Below are 16,121 nucleotides of genomic sequence, written 5' to 3'. Positions count from 1 at the left end.
TCAGAAACAAAAAGAGCACACTAAGTGCACTCTCAGAATTTCGCTTTATATTTATTCCAAACAACCGTTTTTAAGACTTCTAAAAACTCTGGATCCGCATTTGGCATTGGTGGACGATGATAAGTCGCACCTACTTCGTCTGTCACCACTTTACATTCATAATCATTGTCGTAAAGCACTTCAAGGTGTTCTGCAACAAAGCCAACTGGTGTGTAAATGAAATGTTTGTACGCTTTTTCCTTGTATAAATCGCGCGTTAAGTCTTGCACATCTGGCCCAAGCCATGGCTCGCCAGTTTTTCCTTCGCTTTGCCAGCCTAGCGCGTAATGCGGTACGTTTACTTTATCAAAAAGTAATTTTGCAGTTTCAGCTAATTGGTCAGGATACGGGTCGCCGTGCGCTTTAATTTTTTCAGGCAAGCTATGCGCGGAAACAATTAGAATGCTTTCATCTAGTTCGCTATTTGGGATTTCATTTGTCGCGGCGTTAATTCGGTCCGCCCACATTTGAATAAATTTCGGTTCCGTGTACCAGTCGTTAATGTTTCTAATGACCGGCCCGCCGAGCTTGTCTGCTGCATCTTGTGCGCGCTTATTGTACGCTCGGACGCTAAAGCTCGAGTAGTGCGGTGCTAAAACAATTGATATCGCCTCATCAATTCCGTCCTTACGCATCTTTGAAACAGCGTCCTCGATGAAAGGCTCAATATGCTTTAATCCAATATAAGCTTTGAACTGCACTTCCTCTTGAAACTCATTAAGCGTCCGTTCGAGACCATACGCTTGCTCCTCGGTTATTTTGGCAAGCGGCGATAAGCCACCGATTGCGTGATATCTGCCGCGCAAGTCCGAAACCATCTCATCTGTTGGCTTTCTTCCGTGCCGAATATCTGTGTAATAACGCTCGATATCTTCATCTTTATAAGGTGTTCCGTAAGCCATCACTAATAATCCAACTTGTTTCATGATTTTCTGTCACTCCCTAATAAAATTTTGCTACGTTCATGAATAAAACGCGTCAATTCTTTCAACATTTCGGGCTCAACCTCAGGGAAAACACCATGACCCAGATTGAAAATAAAGCCCGGCTTTTTCGTTCCTTGCACGAGGATTTCATTCGTTTGCTCAAAACATTTTTCTTTTGCGAGAAGCATGGAAGGGTCTAAGTTCCCTTGTAATGCCATATTCGACAGCCTTTCTTGTGCTTCTTGTATCGTCATACGCCAATCAACACCAACAACATCTACTTGTAAATCGTTAAATTCATCTACAAGATGTGCCGCAGCGACCGCTTGCATAATGATTGGCACATCTGGATGCACCGCTTTCACTGTTCGAATGATTTCCTGCATCGTCGGTTTTATGTACTGCACATAATCGGCCCGACTGACTGCCCCGACCCAGGAATCGAAAATCTGGACGGCACTCGCTCCGGCTTCAATTTGGGCAATTAAATAGTCTGCTGTCATTTTTCCAAGTTTCTCCATAAATAAAAACCAGAGCGCTGGCTCACGATACATCAAACTTTTCGTTTTATGATAGCTTTTAGAAGGACCACCTTCTACCATGTAGCTTGCCAGTGTAAACGGCGCGCCTGAAAAACCAATGAGCGGCACAGTAAGTTGTTCCTCTGTTAATAACTTTATCGTGTCTAAAATATAAGGTACATCTGTCTGCGGCGAAAGCACGTCTAGCTTTTCAACATCTTGAATGGTCCGAATCGGATTATGGATGACAGGCCCAATCCCACTTTTGATTTCAACTTCGACGCCCATTCCGACGAGTGGCGTCATAATATCTTTATATAAAATTGCTGCATCTACACCATAATTTTCTACAGGAAGACGCGTCACATACGCACATAATTCTGGGTTATGCGTAATTTCAAAAAGCGAATACTTTTCTTTTAGTTTTCGATATTCCGGCTGAGAACGTCCAGCTTGTCGCATATACCAAACTGGTATCGTATCAACCGCTTCCTTTCTTGCAGCTCGTAAAAACAAGTCATTCTCGATTTTTTTCATCCCGTTGTCTGCCCCTCGCATATAATATTTTACAGTCCCACCCAAGAATACTAAAAATCATGTTTAAAACCAAACAAATTGCTTAAAGCTTGTTTAAAACTTTCTAAAGGTGGAAAATGAATTTCAGCAACATAATTTCAAAACAGAAAGCTGGTTAGGATCATGAAAAATATTTATATTACATCTGGAACGGAGCACTATTTGCGGCAAGTGCTGGCTGACCACCCAAATGAACCACTTATTCTTTTACAAAATTATAGTAATGCGGTTTTAATTGAAGAATCAAAAAATCCTACTGTTTTAAAGGAGGCTTCCACGTACCGTTTAATGCAATCTTACGGTGAAATAAAAGGTTTCGGTTCTGTAACCTTTGAATATATCATGGTACGTGATGAAGAGATTCCCATTTTTCTTAAGATGTATCAAAACATTGCTGCTATTTTAGCTGATACGGCAGGCTTACAATGTGTTCAGCTTGGACAATCAGTGACGCAAAACAAATACTTAATTTTGACGTTTTGGGATTCTGAACGGTATTACCAAGCGTGGAAAACAACGCCTCATCATGCGCAAGTAATTAAAGTGATGGAAAATAATAATACGCAAATTGGTTTTTCACATATTGATACGTATCATTTCCCTGAATTCTCGCATGACTCGAAATAAAATAAAGAAACGCGTTGTGAGCAGACCGCTCACAACGCGTTTCTTTATCAGACTGATGACAAACAGTTCTTGCCTCGGCTTTGCCTAAAATCTCACCATTTGTCAACAGTCTGATTATACGTGGTATGTTTTGCTTAAGTTTAGCATTTTTCTACAAGCTACTTTATGCGTACATTTTCTTGACGCGAAATGGAATGTATAGGAAGGAAAAAATGGCAACAAAGGCCAAATTTGCACCTAAAATGACTAATCCTCCAATTGTGCCATTTTGAGCGACTCCAACAATTCCGAATAGAACTGCTTGGGCGACAAGCAAAATACGGACGAAGTGAATGAAACTTCGTGTTCGGTAAGCATCTTGAATTGGATAAAGTTGAAGCATCATTTGTCCATCAAAATGTTTGAGCATTGGAATAAACTGAAAACCAGTTAAATATAGAAAAAGTAAGGAAACGATAATATTAATATAGAAGCCTTGAATGAAAATGAGTAGCAATAGCGCGATTGCTACTAGGCGCGTGTACAATCCAATATATTCGTTTGTTCTTACAAAAGTCCTGCTGAATAAATAAGCGAATGTTTTGCGTTTCGCGTAGGGAATCGGTTTATATAAGAAATCCAAATAACTTCTTCGTCTGACTGTACCTTTCAGATGCGGCACATCTGTAAAGAGGTTGACTAGGCGATAGAAGCGGTTCATGCGCGCCTCTTCTTTTTCAATTAGATACTCCCAGCGCAGTGTTTTTCCTACTACTTTTAAGCGGATAAAATAAAAACTTCCTGCAAATAAGATGATGACAAGCGGGATTGCCCAAAATAGTGAAAAAGCTAGCAGCACATATAAACTAAATGCGTTGATTAAAACGCGGAAAAACATCCATGTGGTGTCAGGATTATCCAGCTTAGCCACTTCAAATTGAACATATGTGTTCCAAAATTTAATTCCGAGAATCATGATAAATAATGGCATAAAACGTGTGTAGCTATAGCCTGTTACCGCCACATACATTGGCATTGCAGCAAGTAAGACAATGGCAAATAGATAGCTTTGCATGAAAGCCGTTGTCCATTTTGTTTTTTGAAAGTAGCGATGCATTTCTTTTTCTTGAACAATTAAATATACAGCATCAGGTCGTTTTAAAAGCGTAGCGATACTACCAAAACAAACTGTGCATGTTAATAATACAACCATGAGCGGTACTGCTGGAAAACTAGGCGAGATATGTTTTACCCAATCAGCATAATAAAAAATACCTGCTCCTATACCAATGATTAACACGAAAAGCAGATGGTCGTTAAACATATAACGGAGATATTTATTTAACTCATCTGTATAAGAACTAAATCTTTCGCGAAAAAGTTCTAGGCTGTCAAATTTCTTCATTGTTGTCTTCTTCCTTTGTTAATTGGACATAGATTTCATCCAGAGATGCTCCGCTCATCCCAAATTGTTCTTGCAACTCCTGAAGCGTCCCTTCTGCTCGTACTTCGCCGTGATGAAGAATGATAAAACTATCGCAATACTTTTCGGCTGTTGCCAAAATATGCGTTGACATTAAAATGCTCGCACCTTTATCACGCATTTCGCGAATCCAACCGAGCAAAGACTGGATTCCAAGCGGATCTAGACCGACAAATGGTTCATCGATAATATATAGTTTCGGCTCTACTAGGAAAGCAGACATAATCATCACCTTTTGTTTCATTCCTTTTGAAAAATGCGCCGGAAACCAATTTAATTTTTTTTCTAAACGAAATTCTTTTAAAAGTGGTGTCATTCGCGCTTCAAACTCTTCCTGCGTCAGGCCATAAGCCATTGCTGTAAGCTCTAAATGTTCGTGCAAAGTTAATTCTTCATATAATATCGGCGTTTCTGGAATATAGGAAAACTGTGAGCGATATTTTTCAACATCTTCCGTTAATTCGTGACCATTAATTCGAATTTGTCCTATTTTGGGTTGCATTAATCCGGTGATATGCTTTATTGTAGTACTCTTCCCCGCTCCGTTTAATCCAATGAGTCCAATAATTTGCTTTTCTTCAATTTCAAATGAAATATCTTTTAATACTGGTCGTTTCGTATAGCCACCAGTTAAGTGTTCTACTTCAAGTAAGGGCATTGTTTTAGAAGCCTCCTTAAATAATCTCAGTCTGTAATCTATTTTTTGCTTACTTTTAATAATAGCATATTTATAACTAAACTTCTCAATAATTATCTAGCCCTGAAACAAGCTTTTCCGATTTTTTTATGGTAAATTAGTATGTAGAAACAATTTAACTAACGAAAGGTGGTATTGCACGTGGAAGATTGTATTTTCTGCAAAATTATAAATGGGGATATTCCCTCTGCAAAAATCTATGAAGATGATGCCGTTTATGCCTTTTTAGATTTAGGACAAGTGACAAAAGGCCATACGCTTGTTGTTCCGAAAAAACATGCTCGCAACATGCTTGATTTAGATGAAGATACGGCTGCTCAACTTTTCAGGCGTATTCCTAAAATCGCAAACGCTGTAAAAAATGTTTACAATGCGGATGGACTAAATATTTTAAATAATAATGAAGAAGTGGCTTCACAAACCGTCTTTCATTGCCACGTACATTTAATACCACGTTATTCAAAAAATAATGATGACTTCGGTCTTAAATGGAAAGAGAACTCAAATACATATACCCAGGAAGAATTGCTCGAACGCGCCGAAAAAATTAGCGCTTTAATAAATTTATAGTTTTGGGTACCTAACTTGCTAAGGAGTGATTATTTTGGATAAAAAATCTTTGATATTCGGTATACTCGCGGGAGCTGTTACCGGTGCTGCGACATCCATTTTATTTGCACCAAAATCCGGTCGCGAATTGCGTCAAAACATTGTAGAAAAATCTGGTGAAGCATCCGTTATTTTAAAAGAGCTTGCGTATAATGCGAATGAATTAATACAGTCCGTCCAAGTTTTAGGCACGGAAGGAAGCGCGCTTTTAAAAGATGTTTCAGGTGATATTATGGAATCTGTTTCAAAATGGAATGAAGAAATGGAACCAGAGAAAAAACGTTTAAAAGATGAAATTAAAGATATGCAAAAAACAATTTCTGACTTAGAAAAAACATTAAAAAAAGATACAAAGTAATGTTTATCTCCCTCTATCACTTGGTAGAGGGATTTTTCTGTCAATTTTTCGTCATAATTCTTCCATCAAATTTCTAAAAAGACTTGAAATACGAAGCCGGAGAGCATACAATACTATGGTATGTACGAAGATGAATATACTGGAGGACGTTAAAATGCGCTGCTTTAAATCTGTTAACACAGAGCGCCGTGATGAATATAATCGTGTTATTTTAAAAAGTGCGTTCATTTCATTTATCGCACTTTGCGTGTTATTTTTGGTTCACAATTTTTTAGTTTTTGATAATTTTGATACTACGTATAACTTGGCTTCTTTTTTAGGACTCGTTTTCATTTATCCTATTCATAAGGTGCTACATGTGGTAGCTTTATTCCGTTATCACTCTGGACTACAAATTGGTATTAAAAAGCATTTTTATATACTACCTTGTCTTCATGTTCGTATTAAACAAATTGTTCCACGAAAGCGATATATTTTTTCATTGCTTTTCCCGTTTCTTTTCATTCTATTTATCTTTTTTGGCATTGCGCTTTTGATTCCGATTTGGAATTCACCGGTATTTCTCATTTTACTATCGGTCCATATTGGAATGTGTTGTCCTGACTTTATTCACGTCAACCGTATACGCAAATGCCCGAAAAATTGCTATGTTGAGGATGGAAAACGTGGCTTTTCTATTTTAATCGCTGAGTAAGTGCAAAAATTCCATGAGAATACCATTAAATTTTTGACATATTCATAAATTATGGAATAAAATGTGTTATGATAGTATTCGTAAACAAGAGATATTTACAATCAACTAAGGAGAGTGTTTAGTTTAATGAAAATCAAAAAGAAAATGACATTAGGAATCGTTTCTGCAATGGCAGTAGTCGGTTTAACAGCCTGTGGTAATGGCGGCGATGTTGTCAAAACTGATAACGGGGACGTTACCAAAGATGAGCTTTACGAAGCAATGAAAGATAAATACGGCGATCAAATTGTTCAACAACTTACTTTCGAGAAAATTCTTGAAGATAAGTATAAAGTGACGGACAAAGAAGTTGATGCTGAAGTTCAAAAATACAAAGATCAATATGGCGATCAATTTGCAACAGTTCTTGCGCAAAGCGGTTTAACTGAAGAAAGCTTCAAAGAAAACATCAAGTACAACATGCTTGTAACAAAAGCTACTGAAGCAAATATTAAAACCGATGATAAAACGCTAAAAGAATACTACAAAACTTGGCAACCAGATATTACTGTAAGTCATATTCTTGTTGGTGATGAAAAAACTGCAAACGAAGTAGAGAAAAAACTTAAAGACGGTGCAAAATTCGCTGACTTAGCAAAAGAATACTCTACTGATACAGCAACAAAAGAAAATGGCGGTAAACTTGAGCCATTCGGTCCAGGAAAAATGGATCCTGCGTTTGAAAAAGCAGCTTATGCTCTTAAAAACAAAGGCGACGTCAGTGCTCCTGTAAAAACTCAATATGGTTACCACATTATCCAAATGGATGAACCAGCAAGCAAAACTACTTTTGAAAAAGATAAGAAACAAGTAAAAGATGCTTATGTAGCTTCTCAAATCAACCAAGAAAACATGCAAAAAGCGCTTAAAGATGTTTACAAAGACGCTGATGTGAAAATTGAAGACAAAGATTTGAAAGATGCATTTAAAGATTATTCATCTTCTAAATCTAGCGACGACTCTAAAAAATAAAAGCAAAAAGGATAGCCTAAAATTAGGCTATCCTTTTTATTTATCATCGAAAGTTGGACGATAAAAAGCACGGTTATCCAAGCCGAAGATTCGTTCTGAAAATTCTCCTGGTTTTGTATGGCGTAGCGCTTTCTCCATCATGTTCATTGAAGCGTCCATCAAATCAATTTGATGCAAAATTTCCGCTTCTCGGACAAGTGGTGGCTTAGGGCTTCCCCACTCCCCTTTACCATGATGAGCAAGTAGAATATGTTTTAAAACAACTACTTCTTCCCCGTCAATATGCAATTCCTCAGCCATTTTACTCACTTCTTCTACGACAATCGAGATGTGCCCAATCAAATTGCCTTCTATCGTATACGTTGTGGAAACAGGCCCAGACAATTCAATAACTTTTCCCAAATCGTGTAAAATAACTCCTGCATAAAGCAAATCGCGATTAACGCTTGGATAAAGGTCACTAATGGATTTGGCAAGTCTCAGCATGGAAACGACATGGTAACTTAAACCTGATACAAACTCATGGTGGTGTCGAACCGCCGCGGGATAATCATAAAACTTATCCTGATATTTTTTTAAAAGCGAACGCGTGATGCGTTGTAAATTGGCATTTTTCATTTCAAAAATATATTGTGTAATCTCTTCGGCCATTTCATCTTTATTAACTGGGGCCGTTTCCATAAATTCGCCTGCGCTCACATTGTCTAAAGGGCTCGCCTGACGAATTTGACGGATTTTGAGCTGCTTTCTTCCGCGATAATTTTGAATATCACCTGCAATGTGAACGATATGTTCTGCTGCATAAGCCGCTTCATCGTTTTCTGACACATCCCAAAGTTTTGCTTCAAGTTCTCCAGATTTATCTTGCAAGACAAGGCTCAGGAATGGCTTCCCGTTGCTTGCCGTTCCTTTCACACTGGATTTTATGAGTAAAAACAACTCTATGCTCTCGCCGACATCAAATTCTAATAATTTTCTTTCCAATCATTTCGCCTACTTTCCGTCTATGCATTTTCTTATGTTTAGTATAGCATGAGTCTATCGTTAGGTGAAAAATATTTGCTAGTTTCCTCATGACACGTAAAGAAAATAACTTGATTGCTCGTTTTTTTATAGCGCAGAAGTTCCATCATTAAATCGAGACGCGACTGATCAAAATTAACAAAGCCATCATCAATCAGAATAGGGAATGGATATTCATCAGTTATCGTTTCAACTAAAGCAAAACGTAGTGATAAGTAAAGTTGCTCTTTTGTCGCTTGACTGAGTTCTTCTGGCGAAAACATCACTTGTTCAGTATTTTCAACACGTATGCGATTATTTTCAAAATAAATCCGCTTATATCTTTCGTGCGTTAACTTTTCAAAATAAGTCGAAGCAAATTGCAAAGCTTTCGGAAATTTTTCTTCTTGTAAGTGGACAACTGTTTGCTTCAACACTTCATGCGCGGTTTTTAAAACAAACCACTCTTCCGCAAGTTCCGTTAAATCCGTTTGCGCTAAATAAAACAGCTGTTTTTGTTCCGCATACAGACCACCTTCTTCAAGTCGTTCAATTTCGTGTTTCAATTCGGCACGTTGCCGCTCAAATTCGCGCGATTCTGCTTCTAAATTGGCGATTTTTTGCTTCACCAAAAATTCTTGCTCCTTCAGCTTAGAAAGTTCATCATAGCCCGCAAAATTTTCCCGTGCCGGCAATTCGGCTTCTAAAAGCAGTAACCGTGCTTTGGCCTCTTGATGCACTTGCGCTTCAAGCCCCTTTTGTCTAAAATCGTCCTCTGAATGCGCGCCGGCTTGCGCCATCAAGTTGCTTTTTTCCAGTTTTAAGTCCCGCAAATCACGTTCAAGCAAATCAATTTGGTTTGCAAGCTGGTCTAATTTTTCCTCACGCTTCGCAAAATCCGTTTGATTTTCCCGATATGAAATTAAGCTTTGCCGCAAATATGCTACGCGCTCTTCAGGCGAGGTCGCATCGCCAGGCAGGGCGAATAAATTAGCTTCCCAGTCCTTGATGAATTTTTCTTTTTCGACTAATTGGCGTTTGATGTCCACCAATCTGTTTTGCAATTCAATTTGTGCTTTCAGTTCGGCCATATCTACTGAAAAATCATTTTTAGGTGGCATATCCCATTTTTCATAGATCAAAGCTTGTTTTTGTTCTAAATATGCTTTTTTCTCTGATTTTTCTTGAAGAATCATTTCGCTCTGTGCTTTTTTATGGGCGATGCCGTCCATTTTCACATACAATTGCTGCCATTTGTTGCGGTATTTTTTCTGCTCTTCATAAATGAACTGCGCCTCCACATTTTGCGCTGGCCTTTTCATATAGAAAAAAAGCGAGCTTGCAGCGAATAAAACAGCCAGTCCATACAGCCAAAACGAGGAAAACACCATGGCTAGCACGACAGAAAACAGTGTCAAAATCATGGAAGTCGGCCACAAAAATTCGCGCCATTTGCTCGTATTTTTGTGGTTCGCACTTTCTTTCCATTTTTCAGCCGGCCACATTACTTCTTCCAATGCATCAATTTCTTCTTGCACACCATCTTCTTCTTTTTGGAGAAAAGCGCGTGTTAATTCTTCCGTTTTAACATCATTGTCCAGCTTTTCCTGCTCGCGACTAATTTGTTTTACTTCTTGATCAGTTTCAGCCGTCCAATGAAGTGGCAGCTCATCAAATTCCATTGTCACCTGTTCCAATTGTTTCCGCTCTTCAAATTGCAGCTCTAAAAATGCCGCTTTGCGTTCCTGATAAATCGGCCACATTTCAAGTTGCGATTCAATCTGGCCAATTTGTGATTTATCCGCAATCGCTCCGTTTTGAATCCCGCTGTCTTCCAGCACTTTTTTACGCTCTTTCAGTTGTAATAATTCATTTTCGCGTTCGCGTATCCGATTTAGAAAGTGCTCTAAACGAATATTTCCATCTACTGGAAATTCATCTGCTGCCGGTTTGATTTTCTCTTGTAAGGATTGCCACTCCGTATAAACCGGCCATTTTTCCTTCATCCATTCAAGTTTTGAAAGTTCGCCTGTCAACGTTTTGCGTTCGTTAAATCTTTCCGCCGATGCATCGTCTAGCTCTGTCAATTTCGCAAGTAGCTTGGCGTAATTATCATTGTTTTGCTTGGCCGAAAGATAGGATTCATGCACTTTATTTGTCGCTTGAATCGCTTGGTTGATTTGCGGATTCCGTCCATTTGGCTTAAACAAGAGTTCCATTTGCTTTTCAAGTTGCAAAAGCGCCTGTAAAAGCGTATCCGAACCGGCAGTTCCCGCTACTAGCAGCTGCTTTTCAAACTCAGCTTGTTTCATTTGCTGAACGTGTTGCAAACCGTGAATATCAAAAGAAAAAATCGCTTCGTACGTTTGACGATCCATCTCGCCTAAAATCTCCGCTAGCTTCTCCTCGCCAAACACGTCACCGTTTTCGAGTTGAACCGTTACGTCCCCCGTCGCTTTTCCGCGCAACCGTTCAACCGTGACAACGCCAAGTTTCGTGTCAGCAAGCGTTAATTTCCCACCGTATGGCCCTTTATTTTTTGGCTCCATACGCGGAATCGAACTTTGCTTTGTCGGAAATCCAAATAAAACGCTATGAATAAAAGCCATAATCGTAGACTTGCCAGCTTCGTTGCCGCCGTAAACAAGTTGGAAATCTGCTAAATCCGAAAACGTCACATTCGACCATTTTCCGTAACCTAAAATCGCAATGGCAGTTATTTTCATTTGCGCTCTCCCTCCACCTGATTTAGGATTTCATCTACTTTTTTGGTCGCCTGTAACACAATTTGGGCACGCTTATCTTCCGTTATATCTGGCAAAAATTTTCTGATGCCATTATGAAAATAGAGCGGCTCAACATTTTTGAAAAAAGCCTCTTCCTCGCTTAACTCCGCCGCTGAACGCGTCAATTCACCCTGCAAAATCCCTTCATGGAACCAATCTTTAGACAAACCTTTTTTTGTCATAAAGCTTAGACGATTCACCCATACAAAAGGCGTTTCATTAGCGCGACCGTCTTGCAACATGGGCAGCCATTCTTCGTGCGCAATGTTTTGATTAATCGAGACGTCAATGTCCAAAATATAAGAAGCCTCACGATTTTCAAATTCCAAAAGAACATCTTCTAATTTGCGAAAAAGGCTGTTATTCGTTACCTCTTCCTTAAATTCTAGGCGAATTTGTTCCCAAATAATTGGTGCCGTTTGAAAAAAATCAAATTGCACGCCAAATTCGTTTAACGTAACAATTGTGCCACCTTTTTCGCCAGCTTCTTTCCGATTTCGGCCTTGAATAACGCCCGGATAATATACGCCTGGGTTTTCAGACAAAATCTCGCGTTTATGAATGTGCCCAAGCGCCCAGTAGTCAAATCCTTTTCGAGTAATTTCTTCCAAACGAAACGGTGCATACACATCGTGCTCGCTCGATTTCGTAAGCTCCGAACCGTGTAACATCGCAATATGAAAATCCGCATCGCCACTTGTTTGATAAAGAGCCGTCTTATTTTCTAATACATGCCGCGCTGGGTAACTAAAGCCGTATATTTTTACTTTTTTGTCGCCATCTTGCCAAACCATATCGCTTACTTCCTCGAAAAACGTGTGCACATTTTCAGGCAAGGCAATTAAATCTTTTCCTTTTTCTAAAAAATCATGGTTTCCGTGAATAAGGAACACGTCAATTTTGGCTTCTTCCAGCCGTTTCATCTCTTTGTAAAATTGAACTTGCGCCTTAATACTGCGGTCTTCCTTATCATAAATATCGCCTGCAATTAGGACAAAATCCACTTGTTCGGCTACCGCCCGCCTGATTGTTTCTTGAAATGAACGATAGCTCGCTTCTTTAATTTGTTCGTAAATCGGCTTAGGAAGGGACTTCAAACCGACAAAAGGACTGTCTAAATGCAAATCTGCAATATGTAAAAATTTTACTTCTTTCATTTTTATCCACCTCCTAAAAACGAATGTATGTTCTAATTATACCGAGAATGACTTTTTTTCGCAAGTCCTGCCAGAGCCCTATTTTAATCAGCTAAAGTTGTGCTACAATAAACTATAGATTGTTAACGGAAGGGATTGATAATATGGGGAACTGGAACCGTATTTTTTGCACGTATGGCTTATATATTCATGAACAGCATATCCTGGTCGTTATGCGCGAGAATGGCCCGTTTAAGCAAAAATATGATTTGCCGGGTGGAAGTCTTTTGGAGGACGAAATGCTTGATGACGCACTAAAACGTCACCTGAGTATGTATCGCGTTTTCCCCGAAGCGAAAAGAACACTTGGTACATTTGATTTCTTAATCGGTCATGAAATGGACGGAAAACGGCTGCTGCACCAAATTTGTGCGCTTTATTTAGTCGATTTGAATTTTTCTAAAGACACTGTAGTGCCACTTATTTTTGAGGGCGTCAAAGAAGAGCCGCAGAAATATAAGTTGCTCTCATTTGAAAAAATAAACGCGCAGACGGCGTCCCCTATTTTAGTCCAAGCTAAAGAACTGGCTCTTGAACTTGAAGCACAGTCGTTCCTATAAATAGATGAAAACCGCACCAAACACTTGGCGCGGTTTCTTTTTTATTGTTGTACTTCGTATAAATCTTGTAGTGGTGTCATGATAATGCGATTCAAATCGTTAATGATCGTGCTCATCGCTTGTTCTTTTTCCATTAAAGCAATAATCAGTTCGTTTTGTTGCACATCCTCAGCAACTTCTTGTGCAGTTTGAACCGTTTCATCATCAATCGGCTGACCCGTCATTTGTTTTTCTTGAATCGTAACTTGAATTTCACGAAAACGATTGAACTTTGTTTTAGCTTCCTCGTCTGCGTTCACATTTTTGTATGCTTCTTGCAAGCTTTTAAATTCGTTTGTTTCACGAATTCCTTTGTCTAAACCATGTGCTAAATCATAAATATTTTCGCTCATTAGTAAGTCCTCCAAAATAGTTTATTTCTTCTTAACTAACTATAACAAAAGTCTTAACGCTTGTCACACCCAAATCGCTAGAATTCCTTGAATAATTCCGATAAAACCACCTAAAACACCGCCGAGATACGTAATCATTTTTAGCTCGCGTCCCGAAATATCGATTACAATCGCTTCTACCTCTTCTAGGGAAAATGTCTCGATTTGTTTTTCGACAAGGCCTGAAATATCGAGTCGCTTCATCATGTCGGCACTGTGGCTTGCGACAAAATCGAGTACGCGAAGTGTGGCATACGGAATGAGATGCTCCGAAATATGCGTTTCATATTTCCTCAAATTATCCTGAAGTGGCTTATTCAACCATTTCTCCGAACGTAAAAATTGCTCACTTTCATGTTTTATTTGCTGAGTAAATTGCTGCCATTTATCCGCTGCCAAAATGTCATTTAATTTTTGTGAAAATACATGGTCGAGTTCGGTTTCACATAAATTTAAAATCATTTGTTCCGTTTCAGGTTGCGCAAGCATTTTCACCAATTCTTTTTGCGCTTTTTCCGTCAAGGATTCCACATTTAAAACGAGCTTTGCAAAGCTGCCCATTTTGCCATGTTCGGTGAAAAACTTGTTTAACATAGCGGCAATTTGTGCGGCGCCGGCTTCGCTTAAAATGTAGCTTTGAACGCGTTCAGTGCCTATTTTTGTCATATCAGGCAAATGTTTCTTTACACTGTTTTTTAGTTCGGCGGGAACAAATTGCTGCAATGCCACATCCTGTTTTTCTTCCAAAAAGCGGGTTAGCTCTTGTTCGATTTTGTCCGAAACCCAGTGAATGAGCCTTTCCTTCCCGTCTTTAAATCCAGCGAGTTCTGCGAGTTCCTCTGGTGTCGTCCGCAGCGCCATTTTTTCTTCAAATAATTGTTGTACGGTTAGGATAACTTCCTTTTGAAGTGCCTCATCTTCTAGTTTGCGCTGTATCATATCGCCAGTGAGCAAGTGTTCGACAATCACTTCACCTATTTTTTTCGCGAGTTCGTCCCGTCTTTTAGGGATCAATCCCGGTGTAAACGGCACGCGCCATTTTCCGATATATTTCGCCTCAAATGGTCTAAAAAGCATGCGAATCGCAATAAAATTCGTCATCGCTCCAATAAAACCACCGATTAGCGCCATTAACCCAATTGTTACTATAGTTTGCATCTTTGCACCACCCTTTAGAGTGGTTTCATTATACGCGAAAATTCCCCAAGCGACAATGCTTCTCGGGGAATTTCATTCTAAAGTATGATTAAAGGTTCGTCATTTTAAGCGGGTCAATAAAAGCGTCAAACTGCTCTTCTGTTATGTAGCCAGAAGTGACCGCGGCTTCGCGTAATGTCGTGCCATTTTTATGTGCCGCCTTCGCAATTTCTGCGGCTTTCTCGTAGCCGATATGTGGATTTAAGGCTGTCACGAGCATGAGCGAGTTCTTGAGTTTTTCTTGAATGACAGCTTCATTGGCGACAAGCCCCGTTAAACAGTGGATACGGAACGATTTCATACCATCTGTCAGCAAACGTACAGATTCTAAAAAGTTGTCGATAATGACCGGCTTATACACGTTTAATTCCAAGTTCCCTTGGCTGCTCGCCACATTGATTGTTGTATCATTGCCCATCACTTGTGCGGCAACCATTGTAAGCGCCTCACACTGCGTCGGGTTGACTTTCCCCGGCATAATAGAGCTACCGGGCTCGTTTTCTGGAATGCTAATTTCGCCAATTCCACTTCTTGGTCCGCTGGCTAAAAAACGAATGTCGTTTGCTATTTTCATGAGATCAGACGCAAGAGCACGAATGGCGCCATGCACATAATTGATTGGGCTGTGGCTTGAGAGCGCAAAAAACTTATTTTCGTCCGACACAAATGGATTGCCGGTCATCTTGCCAAGCTCGGCTGCGACTTGTTCTCCGAAATCTTTCGATGCATTAATCCCGGTTCCAACGGCGGTGCCACCAATTGCCAGCGCGCGAAGTGAACCGCTACTTTCCTCAATAAAACGTTTGGCATTTTTAATCATCGCCTCATAACCACTAATTTCTTGTCCGAGCGTAAGCGGCGTTGCATCTTGTAAATGCGTCCGCCCGATTTTCACGACTTGCATATAAGCTTCTTTCTTTTCTTTTAAAATAGCTTGAAATTTATCGAGTTCTGGCAAAAGATTTTGATGAATCACCTTATACGCAGCAATGTGCATTGCGGTCGGAAACGTATCGTTTGAGCTTTGCGACATGTTCACATCATCGTTAGGATGCACCTTTGTTCCATTTTCCTCCGAAACAAATGCAATCACTTCATTCACGTTCATATTTGTCTGCGTGCCGCTCCCTGTTTGGAACACAACAAGTGGAAAATGCTCGTCTAGTTCGCCGCTCAAAATGCGGTCACAGGCACGGCCAATTGCTTGCGCTTTCTCCATTTCAAGCTTCCCAGCAGCAGCATTCACATTTGCGCAAGCTTTTTTCAAAAACGCAAAAGCATCAATAATTTCAAGTGGCATTCGTCGCTCACCAATTTTAAAATTTTGCCGACTCCGCTCAGTTTGTGCCCCCCAAAATTTACTCGCATCAACAGAAATCTCACCAAATGAATCCTTTTCAATTCGTTCCACAATCCTCACCTCGAAAAT

At 39.7% G+C, this 16,121-nt stretch carries 16 protein-coding genes; 6 read left to right on the top strand and 10 right to left on the bottom strand.

Annotated elements, in window-relative coordinates:
• Positions 1-32: 32 nt before the first annotated feature.
• Entirely contained in the window at positions 33-968 is a 936-nt protein-coding gene (gene hemH, locus BN1609_RS02935; RefSeq protein ID WP_088809327.1) for a ferrochelatase, read from the bottom strand.
• Entirely contained in the window at positions 962-2,023 is a 1,062-nt protein-coding gene (gene hemE, locus BN1609_RS02930; RefSeq protein ID WP_088840494.1) for a uroporphyrinogen decarboxylase, read from the bottom strand. The genes hemH and hemE overlap by 7 nt, the downstream gene beginning before the upstream one ends.
• Before the next feature lie 162 nt (positions 2,024-2,185).
• On the opposite strand from hemE, the gene BN1609_RS02925 reads away from it, so the two are divergent.
• Positions 2,186-2,689, top strand: a complete 504-nt coding sequence (locus BN1609_RS02925; protein ID WP_088809329.1) for an antibiotic biosynthesis monooxygenase — start codon at positions 2,186-2,188, stop codon at positions 2,687-2,689.
• A 163-nt stretch (positions 2,690-2,852) separates the two neighbouring features.
• Here the strand turns inward: BN1609_RS02925 and BN1609_RS02920 are convergent, their stop codons facing one another.
• Both BN1609_RS02920 and BN1609_RS02915 read right to left on the bottom strand, forming a co-directional pair.
• A complete protein-coding gene (locus tag BN1609_RS02920; protein WP_088809330.1) occupies positions 2,853-4,073 on the bottom strand; it encodes an ABC transporter permease in 1,221 nt (406 codons plus the stop codon).
• Positions 4,060-4,809, bottom strand: a complete 750-nt coding sequence (locus BN1609_RS02915; RefSeq protein ID WP_088840493.1) for an ABC transporter ATP-binding protein — start codon at positions 4,807-4,809, stop codon at positions 4,060-4,062. Before BN1609_RS02915 ends, BN1609_RS02920 begins: the two co-directional genes overlap by 14 nt.
• Positions 4,810-4,989: 180 nt before the next feature.
• Here BN1609_RS02915 and BN1609_RS02910 point away from each other — a divergent pair, with 180 nt between their 5' ends.
• The 4 genes from BN1609_RS02910 (at position 4,990) to BN1609_RS02895 (ending at position 7,520) form a co-directional block, all read left to right on the top strand.
• Positions 4,990-5,418, top strand: a complete 429-nt coding sequence (locus BN1609_RS02910; RefSeq protein ID WP_088838862.1) for an HIT family protein — start codon at positions 4,990-4,992, stop codon at positions 5,416-5,418.
• A 34-nt stretch (positions 5,419-5,452) separates the two neighbouring features.
• Entirely contained in the window at positions 5,453-5,815 is a 363-nt protein-coding gene (locus tag BN1609_RS02905; protein ID WP_088809333.1) for a YtxH domain-containing protein, read from the top strand.
• A 154-nt stretch (positions 5,816-5,969) separates the two neighbouring features.
• A complete protein-coding gene (locus BN1609_RS02900; protein WP_088809334.1) occupies positions 5,970-6,509 on the top strand; it encodes a DUF3267 domain-containing protein in 540 nt (179 codons plus the stop codon).
• Between the two features lie 132 nt (positions 6,510-6,641).
• Positions 6,642-7,520, top strand: a complete 879-nt coding sequence (locus tag BN1609_RS02895) for a peptidylprolyl isomerase (protein WP_088809456.1) — start codon at positions 6,642-6,644, stop codon at positions 7,518-7,520.
• 36 nt (positions 7,521-7,556) lie between these two features.
• Here BN1609_RS02895 and yhaM read toward each other — a convergent pair whose 3' ends face one another.
• The 3 genes from yhaM to BN1609_RS02880 are packed head-to-tail and all read right to left on the bottom strand — an operon-like array spanning position 7,557 to position 12,465.
• Positions 7,557-8,504, bottom strand: coding sequence for a 3'-5' exoribonuclease YhaM (gene yhaM, locus BN1609_RS02890; protein ID WP_088815420.1), 948 nt, complete (start codon positions 8,502-8,504; stop codon positions 7,557-7,559).
• 38 nt (positions 8,505-8,542) lie between these two features.
• Positions 8,543-11,248 carry an AAA family ATPase gene (locus BN1609_RS02885; RefSeq protein WP_088840492.1) on the bottom strand — a complete coding sequence of 902 codons (2,706 nt, stop codon included), beginning with the start codon at positions 11,246-11,248 and terminating at the stop codon, positions 8,543-8,545.
• Positions 11,245-12,465, bottom strand: a complete 1,221-nt coding sequence (locus BN1609_RS02880) for a DNA repair exonuclease (protein ID WP_088809337.1) — start codon at positions 12,463-12,465, stop codon at positions 11,245-11,247. The genes BN1609_RS02885 and BN1609_RS02880 overlap by 4 nt, the downstream gene beginning before the upstream one ends.
• 143 nt (positions 12,466-12,608) lie before the next feature.
• Here BN1609_RS02880 and BN1609_RS02875 point away from each other — a divergent pair, with 143 nt between their 5' ends.
• Positions 12,609-13,064, top strand: coding sequence for a hypothetical protein (locus tag BN1609_RS02875; RefSeq protein WP_088809338.1), 456 nt, complete (start codon positions 12,609-12,611; stop codon positions 13,062-13,064).
• 41 nt (positions 13,065-13,105) lie between these two features.
• Here BN1609_RS02875 and BN1609_RS02870 read toward each other — a convergent pair whose 3' ends face one another.
• From BN1609_RS02870 to fumC, 3 genes are all read right to left on the bottom strand, one after another.
• Entirely contained in the window at positions 13,106-13,456 is a 351-nt protein-coding gene (locus tag BN1609_RS02870; protein WP_088809339.1) for a YlbF family regulator, read from the bottom strand.
• Positions 13,457-13,519: 63 nt separating this feature from the next.
• Positions 13,520-14,653: a DUF445 domain-containing protein gene (locus BN1609_RS02865; RefSeq protein ID WP_088809340.1), complete on the bottom strand. Its 1,134-nt coding sequence runs from the start codon at positions 14,651-14,653 to the stop codon at positions 13,520-13,522.
• An 88-nt stretch (positions 14,654-14,741) separates the two neighbouring features.
• Positions 14,742-16,103, bottom strand: a complete 1,362-nt coding sequence (gene fumC / locus BN1609_RS02860) for a class II fumarate hydratase (protein ID WP_088809341.1) — start codon at positions 16,101-16,103, stop codon at positions 14,742-14,744.
• Between the last annotated feature and the right edge of the window lie 18 nt (positions 16,104-16,121).

It is taken from the genome of Listeria sp. ILCC797 (genome assembly GCF_900186185.1).
GTDB lineage: Bacteria > Bacillota > Bacilli > Lactobacillales > Listeriaceae > Listeria > Listeria goaensis.
This window is presented reverse-complemented; position numbering and strand designations above follow the sequence as displayed.